Here is a 12557-nt window from a genome sequence, read left to right as displayed (position 1 = left end):
GGGAATTATTGGTGCAAATAAATAGCGAAATACCAAAAAGAGCCGATGAAAAAGGCACAAAGAATATTTGTGCCTTTTTCATGAATTGCTGAACTACGATACGATGATTATTTGAATAAATCTGCACTGATGGTAACGTTACCACCATTAGACTGCCATTCTCGTGTGATATGGTAGTATTTTGCGCCTTTCTCTGCTGCACGTTTAGCAACCTGATAAGAAACTTCAGGTGAGGTCGTGTAATAACCAGAAAAGGTGACGGAATCGAATGGAGCCATCAGAGCGGCGGAGGCTTTATTTAACTCTTGAATTTTTGTGCCATCAGGTAAAGTTACTGTGTAACGCCCACCTTTTGATGACTGGGTTTCAAAAAAGTGCCCAACCACATTGCTTGTTGAAGTTGAAGAAGCAACACCTGGAATTTCAACTTTCTTGGCTTCCTCTCCGCCCTGAGCCAGAGCCTGTCGCCCTGCTTCAGAATCGGCCGGGATCATAGCTTCACTAGACTGAACCTTACGTTTGGGCGCATCTTCTTTATAAACATAGGCTGTGACTATTTGGTTTCCACCATTATTCGGTGCAATATCACGGACAATAAAGAAAGATGCAGCATCTTTCTTTTTAGCTGCCTTAGCGATAGCTTCTTTCAGGTCAGGATCAGTCGGGAAATAACCATTCACTGTGACAGTATCGAAAGGCTCTAAAATAATGGCTTCAGTTTTAGGTAACTCTTTGATGCCACGATAGATGCGATAATTAGGTGTTTTATCTGCTTTTTCCGCATCTTTATGGTACAAATCGGCGACAACACGCAAATTACCTCGTCCATTAAGATCATCAAGACTTTGAATGTAAAAACTGTCAGCGCCTTTTTTATCGGCCTGACGGGAAACCGCATCCGCCGCTTCATAAATTGCATTAAAACGACCAGTAACTGAGATCCGCTCAAAAGGTTTAAGCTCTGCCGATTGCTCTGGAGTTAACTCTTTAGCCGCATGTGCAGCGGTCATCGTGGTTAGTGAGAACACCGCAGTCGCGATGATCGTTGTCTTCAGCTTCATAAAAAATCCTTTCGCCTTGCGCATTAAAATATTTATAACGTGCTGAACATTGTTATGCATCACATAGAACGCAATTATTACATGTAATAATGCCAATTGTCGCAAGAAATTATGCCTTCTAAAGAAACGATTGCTAACTTTTAGTTTATGACACTAAGAATTTTACTGAATATGGTAAATTATACGAGCTAAATAATTGTTTACATTAAAAGGTCATTTTGTTTTTCTGATTTCATGATAATTCGTTGATATTATTTTCATTGAGTTACTATTTGGTATTCTATTGATAGATTTTGCTGATAGCAGCAATAAAGCCAATCTAATCGTTAAATAGGCATCAACAAGGTAATAATCAGCAATATTTCATTCTTAAAGAAGGAAACATTATGCGTATTGGTGTACCAAAAGAGCGACTTTCCAATGAAGCGCGCGTTGCTGCCACACCATCAACCGTGGAGCAATTGCAGAAATTGGGATTTAACGTCACAGTTGAGACAGGAGCAGGGCAACTTGCCAGTTTTGGCGATGTTGCTTACCAAAAAGCAGGGGCTGATATAGCAGAAGCCCACCAAGTTTGGCAATCAGATATCATTTTAAAAGTAAACGCCCCTGAAGATGATGAAATTGCCTTAATGAAAGAAGGTGCTGCGCTGATTAGTTTTATTTGGCCAGCGCAAAATCCGGCATTAATGGCAAAATTAGCCGAACGTAAGGTTACTGTTTTTGCTATGGACGCCGTTCCTCGAATTTCCCGCGCACAGTCGTTAGATGCCCTAAGCTCAATGGCAAATATTGCGGGTTATCGTGCTATTGTTGAATCCGCTCATGAATTTGGTCGTTTTTTCACGGGGCAAATTACAGCGGCAGGCAAAATACCACCAGCAAAGGTTATGATCATTGGTGCAGGGGTTGCCGGATTAGCGGCAATTGGTGCAGCCGGTAGCCTTGGTGCAATTGTCCGTGCTTTTGATACACGTCCAGAAGTCAAGGAACAAGTACAAAGCATGGGAGCTGAATTCTTGGAATTAAATTTCAAAGAAGAAGCGGGCAGTGGTGACGGTTATGCAAAAGTGATGTCAGAATCTTTTATCAAAGCAGAAATGGCCTTGTTTGCTGCACAAGCAAAAGAGGTCGATATTATCGTTACAACGGCATTGATTCCGGGGAAACCGGCACCACGGCTAATCACAAAAGAAATGGTTGATTCCATGAAACCGGGCAGCGTGATTGTCGATCTGGCTGCTCAAAATGGCGGCAACTGTGAATATACGCAAGCCAATCAAATTGTTATGACAGAAAACGGGGTGAAAATTATCGGCTATACAGATTTACCCAGCCGGTTGCCGACCCAATCATCACAACTTTATGGTTCAAATCTGGTCAATTTGCTGAAACTCCTGTGCAAAGAAAAAAATGGAGAAATCACCATTGATTTTGATGATGTCGTTGTACGTGGCGTCACCGTCATTAAAGAAGGTGAAATCACATGGCCAGCGCCCCCTATCCAGGTTTCAGCCCAACCAGTAACTGCCAAATCGACGCCAGTAAAAAAAGAGGAGAAACCAGCAGAAAAGCCGAAATCTCCGTGGCTGAAATATGGCGCACTCGCACTAGTGATAATCCTGTATGGCTGGTTAGCACATGTTGCGCCGAAAGAATTCTTATCTCATTTTACTGTTTTTGCCTTGTCCTGTGTGGTGGGTTATTACGTTGTCTGGAATGTCAGTCACTCATTGCACACACCATTAATGTCCGTCACCAATGCGATTTCCGGGATCATTGTGGTTGGTGCCGTACTGCAAATTGGTGAAGGGGGGTGGGTGAGTTTCTTCTCATTCATTGCGGTGTTAATTGCCAGCATCAATATTTTCGGTGGCTTTACGGTCACTCAACGTATGCTGAAAATGTTTCGTAAAGGATAAGGGGTAACTTATGTCGAACGGAGTAATATCGAACGGAATAGTGACAGCAGCCTATATTGTTGCCGCCATTTTGTTTATTTTCAGCCTTGCCGGGCTTTCCCGCCACGAAAGCTCCAGACGCGGTAACATTTTGGGTATCGTTGGGATGACGATTGCGCTGATTGCCACGATATTAGGGCCTGATACAGGTAAAGTTGGCTGGATTATTTTAGCGATGGTCATCGGTGCGGTTATTGGCATTCGTCTCGCCAAAAAAGTGGAGATGACTGAAATGCCAGAATTGGTGGCTATCCTGCACAGTTTTGTCGGATTGGCGGCAGTGCTGGTTGGGTTCAATAGTTTTATCACCCATGATAATTTTGCCAGCTCCATTATGGAAAACATACATCTGACAGAAGTTTTCCTTGGGGTATTTATTGGTGCCGTAACCTTTACTGGTTCGGTTGTCGCATTTGGTAAATTACGGGGAAAAATCTCTTCCAGGCCATTGATGTTGCCACACCGACACAAACTTAATCTGGCAGCCTTGATCGTATCTTTGGCCTTAATGTTCACCTTTATCAAAACAGACACTGTTGGCCTGCAAGTTTTCACTTTACTGGTAATGACCGTTATCGCACTCGCTTTTGGCTGGCATCTGGTTGCCTCAATTGGTGGGGCAGATATGCCGGTCGTTATTTCCATGCTGAACTCATATTCAGGCTGGGCGGCTGCCGCAGCCGGTTTTATGCTGAGCAATGATTTGCTGATAGTCACAGGGGCATTAGTCGGCTCTTCGGGGGCAATCCTTTCTTATATTATGTGTAAGGCGATGAATCGTTCCTTTATCAGCGTCATCGCGGGTGGTTTCGGTACTGATGGCCATTCTTCCGGCGATGAACAAGATCTGGGAGAGTATCGGGAAACAACTGCGGAAGACGTCGCTGAACTGTTGAGAAATTCCACTTCGGTCATCATTACCCCAGGTTATGGTATGGCCGTGGCTCAAGCACAATATCCTGTGCATGACATTACAGCGAAATTACGTGAGAAGGGCATCAATGTTCGCTTTGGCATTCATCCGGTTGCGGGGCGGTTGCCAGGCCATATGAACGTACTACTTGCCGAAGCTAAAGTTCCTTATGATATTGTCTTAGAAATGGATGAAATTAATGACGATTTTGCTGAAACAGATACGGTTTTAGTTATAGGCGCCAATGACACGGTAAACCCAGCCGCCCAGGAAGATCCTTCAAGCCCTATTGCGGGTATGCCGGTGTTGGAAGTCTGGAAAGCACAAAATGTCATCGTGTTTAAACGTTCGATGAATACGGGATATGCCGGAGTACAAAATCCATTATTCTTTAAAGACAATACACAAATGTTGTTTGGTGATGCGAAAGAAAGTGTAGGTGCCATCCTTCGGGCTTTATAGCTGCATGGATATCAGACAACTCAGACAACTTCAAGATCCTAAGAACTTCGCGTTATAACGCGAAGTTCTTTTATATATATTCCAAAGAATACGACAGAATATTAATTCTACTCAGCTACCAAAATTGCTGGAGTATCTGGCTCCAATGTTTGTCTTTCCGCCACCATAGCAGGATTGTTGAAATGCCATCCATTTTCCTTTTGGGAATTTTTTACCTTATTTACCTATTCACTTCTATAGTGACCAGCCCATTTTTCACCATCACAAGAATAAATTGGGCCATAAAAAATCCATTTTTTCCCGTATTTTTCAAATGAATATGTAAAATCTCTATAAGGATTGACAACCCACATACTATTCCCCACAGGAACCTGATCTTGAATCCACGTGCCTTCACAAGAGTAAGATCTTCCTTCTGCCGATGCAGTCCCAATTCCTCCAAATAATGCTGCAGTTAATGTGCCAACAGCCAATAATTTCTTGAACATAAATATTCTCCTGTAATAGCATTAGAGTTTTAAACTTAAACATTCTTTTATAAGGTTTTATTTGATAACGCACGCTAAATACAAATCATTATCTGACTATGCAAAATTTATAATATATCTATATATTTAATTTCTGATCATAAACCTGATCTCTATTGCCATAATTTATGAGGCAAACTATATAATTTCTATTATTAATAGAATTCACTTTCAGTACTCATGGCAATCCTCGTTATTTACAACGAGGATTGCCATTGTTATGAAAAATACGCTTATGTTAAATTTTATCTGATTTAATTACTACTTCTATAATGGCCGGCCCATTTCTCACCATCACAAGAATAAATTGGCCCATGGAAATACCATTTTTTTCCGTATTTTTCAAATGAATTGGCAAAATTTCTATAAGGATTGACAACCCACATACTATTCCCTACAGGAACCTGATCTTGAATCCACGTGCCTTCACAAGAGTAAGACCTTCCTTCTGCCGATGCAGTCCCAATTCCTCCAGTTAATGCAATACCTGCTGCTAACGCCCCAATTGTTAATAGTTTCTTAAACATAAACATTCTCCTGTAATAGTTTTAGAATTTAAAACTTAAATACACTACTTATAAATTTCTATTTGATAACGCACGCTAAATCTAAATCAACACCTGCCGATGTTGCAATTTTAAAATTTAGAAAATGACTGTATTTTTATATTCTGGATTAGAAATGCAACCTCTATTATCATAATTTATGAACAACAATGATTTGGCTATTATTCATAGAGGGAAAATAATATATTTATAATTACAACGCAATTCACCATAACAATATTGGTTTAAGATTGGTAGATATTAAAGAGAGAGGATATTATAAAAATAATGGATACTATAAATTCGATTCATCCCACAATACCAATATCACCTGTTATCAATATGCAACGGTTAACCCATATTTATCAACAGGGTGAAAAGAATCAAATAGCCGTTCTAAAAAACATTACTGCACAAATTTATGCCGGTCAGAGCTGTGCTATTGTCGGAACATCGGGTTCAGGTAAAAGTACATTATTAAATATCCTTGGCTTGCTGGATAAACCCACCTCCGGTGAATATTTTCTTTGCGGCGTTGATATGTCAACCGCCGATGCTGACCTCCGAGCCAGAATGCGCAATAAAGAAATTGGCTTTGTTTTTCAAAATTTCCAGTTGTTAGCCGGAATAACAGCCACAGAGAACGTCGCTTTGCCACTTCTTTACCGCGGTATTTCTGCTTCGCAGGCCCATAAAATTGCCAGAGAAAAACTGCATTTAGTTGGTCTCTCACATCGTGCTGCTCACTATCCGGCAGACTTATCCGGCGGGCAGCGACAACGGGTAGCGCTCGCCCGGGCATTGGCCGGAGAACCCTCGTTACTGCTGGCTGATGAACCTACCGGCAATTTGGATCGCCAAACCGCAGAAGAAATTTTATTGCTACTTTCTTCTCTTCATACAGACAAAGCGATGACGCTGGTCGTAATAACCCACGATGCTATAGTTGCGAACCATATGCAGCGGGAGTTACGTATCGTTGACGGTCAATTGCATGAAACCAGAGGGATGACAATACATGCATGATAGCAACTATGGCATGTCGGTATTAATGATCTGGCGAGAAGCCTGGCGGAACTTAATGGCAACGGGGAGAAGTACTCTGCTGGCTTTATCGGGTATCGCTATTGGTTGCGCATCTGTTGTGGCATTTGTTAATACCGGACATAACGCGACACTGGCTGCGTTGAAGATGTTCAGCGGGCTTGATATCAACGTCATTACAGCAGATTTGTATTCCTATGAGCATGGGATTAATAGTCAGTCAATTACTATGGCCGATCTGACAACCGCTATTCCGGGTTTATCTTCCGCCGCCCCCTGGATCTATTATCCTTCGCCCGGGCGCTATAACGGGAAAACAGAAACCTTTACCATGATAGGCTCCTCTGCGGAACTTAGGGAAGTCATGCAATTGCGGCTTCGTTATGGCCGTTTTATCTCTGATTATGATCAACATTCGCCTTATGTGGTCATTGGCAATGAAGTTGCTGTTACCCTTGGTGAAAAGAAGCCATCCCGTCTACTTGGTAAGCAGATTCAGCTTGGTAACTATTTATACACCGTGATTGGTATTTTCGCTATAAAAGGGCAAAACCCTATCTTTCCTTTTTCGCTGGATTCGGTGGTGATTGTGCCTATCAATGCCATGCGAAAAATCTCACCCAATACCGATTTGAATGGCATCATCGCTCGCACCATAACAACCGCAACCACAGAAACCGATGCGAAGGAGTTATTGGCGTTGCTCAAGCGCAAGTTTCCGGCGGTTGATATTGACGTTCGGGTAGCCCAGCAACTACTGAAAGGGCAGACAGAACAAAGCAAAACCTTTTCGTTTATGTTGATCGGGTTGGCGGGCATTTCACTGCTTACCGGCGGTATTGCCATTTCAAATGTGATGCTGATGAACGTTTCCGCCCGCCGAAAAGAGATCGGGTTACGTATGGCGTTAGGTGCAAGAACGCAGGATATCCGGCGTCTTTTTTTGTATGAAGCGGCGGCACTGACTTTAGCCGGTGCCATTCTTGGTACATTGACAGGGGTTATCGTCTCCTTTCTTTTTGTCCGTTATTCTGGCTGGTCATTTTCTTTAGCCCCTTTATCTATTCCTTTAGGGATAGGTAGTTCTGTCATGGCGGGACTTATCTCCGGTTTTTATCCCGCACATAAAGCCTCTCAAATGGAACCCGTACAGGCATTACGTGATGATTAAAAAATATTTCCTTTATGGCTCTCTGAGCTTGTTTTTCCTTTTTCTCCAAACAGGGCTTTCTGCATCTGAACAGGGTTACAGTCTGCGTCGGGAAGCCTCAGAAGAGGCTATCGGCTTGTCATTGAGTGATGCGATATCGCTTGGTTTAAGGAATAACTACGCAATCCGTAGTGTTTATCTGGATCGTATTGCCCAGAAATTTGACTTACGGGTGGCAGAAGATCGATTTACACCAAAACTACAGCTAAGTGGGCGTTACATTGCGGGTAAAAATCAGGATGAAAACTTCAGGAAAACCAACCTTTCTCCGAATGCCACACTGCTCACTCCGTTGGGAACGCGTTTCACTCTTTCCTGGACGCGCGAGAACACGAGAGCCGGGGTAAACAATTTTCATAATGATGGCGCAAGTATTACTGTAGTACAGCCTCTCTTACGGGGAGCAGGAACCGATGTTAACAATGCCCCGATTTTACTGGCTAAACTCCAGGAGCAAACCAATCGGTTGAATTTAAAAGCGACGATTTCCGATTCAATCACGCAAATAATTTTCGCATACCATGCATTACTCCGTGCGCAGGAGCAACAATCATTATCTGTCGCTTCCCTGAAGCGTATGCGGAAATTAGTTGAAATTAACAAAGAGTTAATTGATGCAGGCAGAATGGCCCAGACCGATATCATACAAACACAGGCTGATTTGGCAATGCAGGAGCTTTCGGCCAAAGAGGCGGAAAACAATGTGCATTCCACAAGGCTGGCATTACTTAAGTTACTTGCCCTAAACCATAAAACTCCCATCTATGCGACAGATACGCTAAAAGGAGTGCAGATCAGTCTGCATATTGAACAATCAATTGCCAAGGCACAAGCCCAGCAGCCTGATTACCTTATTCAATTACTTTCTGCAAAAACCGCCGATATTCAATTATTGCAGGCCCGAAATAACCGGCTCTGGGATTTATCACTGGTTGGCGGTGCATCTCAGGATCGTTCAACTTCTGAAACCCGGAACTGGGAAAATTTTGTGGGTATAAAATTGGATATTCCAATTGGTGATATGACTCAGAAACAAGCAGAAGTTCAGGCGAAAGTCAATGTCCAAAAGCAAGCCTTACGCCTGGAGGAGGAAAAAGCACATTTGGAACAAAAAGTCATTAATGCAATCCGTGATACAGAATCACGCTGGCAGGAATATCAACTGGCGATAAAAGCCAGTTCACTTTCTCAAAAGAAACTCAATATTGAACAGGAAAAGTTACAGGCTGGCCGATCCAGCAACTTTCAGGTTCTGAGTTTTGAAACCGACCTAAGAAATGCCGAAAATGCACGCCTGAATACGCTGATTCACTATCTCAATGCTCAGGCTGAACTGGATCAAATTCTTGGTACTACACTGGAAAGCTGGGAGATAACACTCAATGATTAAACGTTATCGATGGGTCATCGCTGGCATATTTATTGTGGTGGCTTGCTTTTTTACCTTTTTATCCTTAAAGCAATCGCCAGCTCAGGAGTCAGCACAATGGATTGAGGTAAAACAAACTGTTATAGAAAAACGGATTGGCCTGGTCGGCCATCTACAATCTGCACGTCTTGAAACTATACCCGCGCCATTTGATGCCATTATCAAACACGTTTTGGCCAAAGAAGGACAGTGGGTGAAAGCAGGCCAGACATTAGTTATGCTTGATACCCGAAAGATTGATATTGATCTTCGGCAAGCGCAAGTTGAGATGATCAAAGCCTCATCAGTCGTTGACCAATTGCATGACTGGGAGAATAGCCAAGAAGTTATCCGAGCCAGAAGAAACGTCGAAAATGCAAACCATATGGTTATGGAACTGAAAAATAATCTCGCCAAAACCCAGGCTCTGTTTTCACGGGGTATCGTGCCAAAAATGGAAGTGGAAACTCTCCAGCAGCAACTTCGCCGACAACTCACGGAACTTGCTTCAGTACAGGACGATCTTGCATCCATTCGACAAAAAGGAAACATTGACAACGTCCGTGTTGCAGAAATGGAGCTGCAAAATGCAACAAGCCGCTATCAGGCGCTACAAGAACAATATCTACATAAAGAAATCAAAGCGCCATTTTCGGGTGTTGTGCTTAGGGCAACACAGGGAGAAAGTAAGAAGCTCTTAACGATTCAGACAGGCGTTCGGGTGACAGAAGGAATGCCTTTACTGGAAATTATGGACACAACCCAATATCAGGTACTGGCGCAGGTCGAAGAAACCGATCTCGCCAAACTCAAAGAAGGGCAGGCAGTAAAAATTAGTGGGGAGGGATTTTCTGAGCACTCTCTGGATGGCGAAATTGAAACCATTGCGATGCAAAGCGTGAGTACGGATAAATCAGGTTCAGCGATTTATTATGATGTTGTGATTAAAGTGACTTCATCCCTGAATCAGGGCTATCCCATCAGGCCCGGAATGAGTGCCAAAGTCAATATTGTTATTTATCGCAATGAACAGGGAATGGTGATACCAGAAGCAGCACTAATTCGAGCCAGCAATGAACAATTAACCGTAAACTGGCGTCCGGATTTCAACAGTCAGGCTATATCCCGCCTGGTCACTGTTGGTGAGGCTATGCCGGAAGGGATAGAAATTCATGGGCTGGAAGAGGGATTTATCGCATTGCCACGCTGATTATCCAGCCTTACAGTACGGTCTCATCTTTGACAAGAAGTCGGCCATTTTCCAGCTTGATACAATGGTCAGCCAAGTGGAAAAAACGATCGTCGTGTGTAATCGCCAGCACGGCTTTACCACGTGCGGCTAATTCGGGCAATAATTCCTGATAGAATACCGTCTTAAACAGTGGGTCTTGATCAGCCGCCCATTCATCAAACAAGTAAAATGGCCGGTCTTCCAAATAAGCAACCACTAAGGCAAGACGTTTCCGTTGTCCCAGTGACAAATCACGGGTCGAGAAACAACCGTGCTCAATCTTTACCTTGTGATCTAAATGTAGTTTAGCGAGTAACGCGTTAGCACGCGCATCCAGCGTTGAATCTGAGTCACTCAGACCGACCAAAGTTTCGAAAAGGTGGAAATCAGAAAAAATCGCTGAGAATAATTGTCGGTAGTTTGCTCTGTTGCTGTCAGTAATGACATGTCCATCAACGGTAATGACGCCACTTTCAGGTGCATAGAGACCGACTAAAAGCTTGGCGAGTGTCGTCTTACCACTGCCATTACCACCGATCAGAAAAGTAATTTCTCCTCTTTTAAGTTCCATATCAATGGGACCGAGTTGGAATACTTCATCCTCTCTCTCCCGATAATAGTTGTGGGTAAGGCCAGACAGGTGTAGTGAGTGAACTTCACCAAATTCGTTAGCAGAGATTTGCTGACCAAAGTGATCTTGCTCATTCAATTCAGCAAGTACATTTCCAATGCGGTGCAGCGACACACGAGCGACATTCAGTGTTGGAATACTGTTTAACAGCCCATCCAGGGGCATCAGCATAAACAGAAAAACAATCAAATAGCCAGCCAAAGTCGTTGTTCCAAGAGATGGCATCACAGTCGGGGCGAATATCACTACGCCTAAGAACACATAAAATAAGAAGAGGATCCAGCCAGAGCCAAAAGCATAAACACTAAAAGCACGAGTACGATGCTGGCGTACCGCATCAATTTCACTGCTAAGTGAGCGGGTAAAAAAAGACTGGGCGCGTGAGAAATGCAACTTCAACTCTTTTGCTCCAGAAAATAAGGCGTTGAAGTGATTGAAAAGACGATCTTGTGCCTTGCCTGCTGCTTTGAATGAAGAGATCGCTCTGGCGCCGCCAAGACTATAACCGAGTGAACCAATGATGACTACAGCCAATGCTAAAGAGAATACAGGCCAGGATAACCAGGCCAGATAACCGAGGCAGCCTAGTACGATCGCTCCCTGCATTATGATATTGGGCAAGGTGAAGAATAATATTGATACATTAGTTGTATCATCAGTAATAATGGACTGCCCCCGAGAAGTACCAAGTAGCTCAATCTGACGAAAGGGGGCACGAACAACGCGCTCTGAAATAAGTTGGCGCATCTTCGCTATTGTGTTCTGGCTTAATTTAGCGAAAATCACGCCACTCAAAATGCGACAGGTAATAGCCAGCACAGCCAGGATACCGAAAGACCAAGCGAATGAAGAGTAATTTTCGCTGGGGATTGTCACTGCTCTATTAATTAATGTAATCAAAGAAACACTGGAAATGCCATTGGCGATACTGGCAAGGACAGCAATGGTAAGTGCCCAGCGTGAACGGAACAAAAGTGAGAATAAAATTTGATGAGCAGGTTGTTTTATTGTCGATATGTTCATTTATGGGTCCATAAATTATGTAGGTTACTAGCCAAAGTATTTATCCTTTCTGGCGAAAGCGATTGTCCCATAAGGCTGGCTAGGATAACGGCATTGTATCACTCTGTTTCATGACGTATCCTCAACGCACCTTAAATACATTATAATTATTAACATAAACCAAATTTCCCTAAAACGTATCAGATAAAATAAGTGATAACGTCATAAAGCAAGCCAGTCGAAACCCTTTCCAGGGTCATTGCTAATCATTGTAAGTAAATATCCAATAAATTCAATGTGTTACGATACGCTATGTTTGGCGTATTTTTATCGTCATTCATCTACTTATTAAAAGATACATTTGAAAAAGTAAGACTTATTGAATAAGATGACGTGGGGGATAAGCCCTAATTTTTACAGAGCGTAACGACCAAGTCGCAGCTAATCTGCACAAAAAACAAACCATCAGGAATAGGGAAATGGAAATGTCAGTTCCGTTCGATCATGAAAATAACGGTGATAAACAATTATTGATTGTGCCGAACGATCATCAACAAGAACA

Annotated in this window: 10 protein-coding genes; 6 read left to right on the top strand and 4 right to left on the bottom strand. The window is 42.9% G+C overall.

Annotated features, from left to right (window positions below; genetic code table 11):
- Window positions 1–107: 107 nt before the first annotated feature.
- Window positions 108–1061, bottom strand: coding sequence for a DUF1471 family protein YdgH (gene ydgH, locus PXH59_RS05960; RefSeq protein ID WP_047770128.1), 954 nt, complete (start codon window positions 1059–1061; stop codon window positions 108–110).
- A gap of 386 nt (window positions 1062–1447) precedes the next feature.
- Between ydgH and pntA the strand changes: the two genes are divergently transcribed.
- Window positions 1448–2983: a Re/Si-specific NAD(P)(+) transhydrogenase subunit alpha gene (pntA, locus tag PXH59_RS05955; RefSeq protein ID WP_285810804.1), complete on the top strand. Its 1536-nt coding sequence runs from the start codon at window positions 1448–1450 to the stop codon at window positions 2981–2983.
- A 25-nt stretch (window positions 2984–3008) separates the two neighbouring features.
- The gene (pntB, locus tag PXH59_RS05950; protein WP_285811660.1) at window positions 3009–4397 is read left to right on the top strand and encodes a Re/Si-specific NAD(P)(+) transhydrogenase subunit beta; all 1389 of its coding nucleotides are present in this window, start codon (window positions 3009–3011) and stop codon (window positions 4395–4397) included.
- Between the two features lie 224 nt (window positions 4398–4621).
- Here pntB and PXH59_RS05945 read toward each other — a convergent pair whose 3' ends face one another.
- Entirely contained in the window at window positions 4622–4885 is a 264-nt protein-coding gene (locus PXH59_RS05945; protein WP_285810803.1) for a hypothetical protein, read from the bottom strand.
- A gap of 293 nt (window positions 4886–5178) precedes the next feature.
- The gene (locus tag PXH59_RS05940; protein ID WP_285810802.1) at window positions 5179–5451 is read right to left on the bottom strand and encodes an LCI fold-containing protein; all 273 of its coding nucleotides are present in this window, start codon (window positions 5449–5451) and stop codon (window positions 5179–5181) included.
- A gap of 306 nt (window positions 5452–5757) precedes the next feature.
- On the opposite strand from PXH59_RS05940, the gene PXH59_RS05935 reads away from it, so the two are divergent.
- From PXH59_RS05935 to PXH59_RS05920, 4 genes are read left to right on the top strand one after another with little or no spacing between them, the layout of a single operon-like run.
- Entirely contained in the window at window positions 5758–6495 is a 738-nt protein-coding gene (locus PXH59_RS05935; RefSeq protein ID WP_285810801.1) for an ABC transporter ATP-binding protein, read from the top strand.
- A complete protein-coding gene (locus tag PXH59_RS05930; protein WP_285810800.1) occupies window positions 6488–7684 on the top strand; it encodes an ABC transporter permease in 1197 nt (398 codons plus the stop codon). The genes PXH59_RS05935 and PXH59_RS05930 overlap by 8 nt, the downstream gene beginning before the upstream one ends.
- Window positions 7677–9113, top strand: a complete 1437-nt coding sequence (locus tag PXH59_RS05925; RefSeq protein ID WP_285810799.1) for a TolC family protein — start codon at window positions 7677–7679, stop codon at window positions 9111–9113. Before PXH59_RS05930 ends, PXH59_RS05925 begins: the two co-directional genes overlap by 8 nt.
- A complete protein-coding gene (locus tag PXH59_RS05920; RefSeq protein WP_285810798.1) occupies window positions 9106–10341 on the top strand; it encodes an HlyD family secretion protein in 1236 nt (411 codons plus the stop codon). The genes PXH59_RS05925 and PXH59_RS05920 overlap by 8 nt, the downstream gene beginning before the upstream one ends.
- Before the next feature lie 10 nt (window positions 10342–10351).
- Here the strand turns inward: PXH59_RS05920 and PXH59_RS05915 are convergent, their stop codons facing one another.
- Window positions 10352–12016: a cyclic peptide export ABC transporter gene (locus PXH59_RS05915; protein ID WP_285810797.1), complete on the bottom strand. Its 1665-nt coding sequence runs from the start codon at window positions 12014–12016 to the stop codon at window positions 10352–10354.
- Between the last annotated feature and the right edge of the window lie 541 nt (window positions 12017–12557).

The sequence above is a fragment of the Xenorhabdus bakwenae genome, from assembly GCF_030272115.1.
In the GTDB taxonomy this organism is placed as follows: Bacteria; Pseudomonadota; Gammaproteobacteria; order Enterobacterales; family Enterobacteriaceae; genus Xenorhabdus; species Xenorhabdus bakwenae.
The sequence above is the reverse complement of the archived record's forward strand: the minus strand, read 5'-3'. Positions and strand labels throughout refer to the sequence as shown.

Coding starts and splice junctions, on each gene's coding strand:
- PXH59_RS05920 (WP_285810798.1), top strand. CDS start 9,106: ATGATTAAACGTTATCGATGGGTCATCGCTGGCATATTTATTGTGGTG.
- PXH59_RS05935 (WP_285810801.1), top strand. CDS start 5,758: ATGGATACTATAAATTCGATTCATCCCACAATACCAATATCACCTGTT.
- PXH59_RS05925 (WP_285810799.1), top strand. CDS start 7,677: ATGATTAAAAAATATTTCCTTTATGGCTCTCTGAGCTTGTTTTTCCTT.
- PXH59_RS05940 (WP_285810802.1), bottom strand. CDS start 5,451: ATGTTTAAGAAACTATTAACAATTGGGGCGTTAGCAGCAGGTATTGCA.
- pntA (WP_285810804.1), top strand. CDS start 1,448: ATGCGTATTGGTGTACCAAAAGAGCGACTTTCCAATGAAGCGCGCGTT.
- ydgH (WP_047770128.1), bottom strand. CDS start 1,061: ATGAAGCTGAAGACAACGATCATCGCGACTGCGGTGTTCTCACTAACC.
- PXH59_RS05945 (WP_285810803.1), bottom strand. CDS start 4,885: ATGTTCAAGAAATTATTGGCTGTTGGCACATTAACTGCAGCATTATTT.
- PXH59_RS05930 (WP_285810800.1), top strand. CDS start 6,488: ATGCATGATAGCAACTATGGCATGTCGGTATTAATGATCTGGCGAGAA.
- PXH59_RS05915 (WP_285810797.1), bottom strand. CDS start 12,016: ATGAACATATCGACAATAAAACAACCTGCTCATCAAATTTTATTCTCA.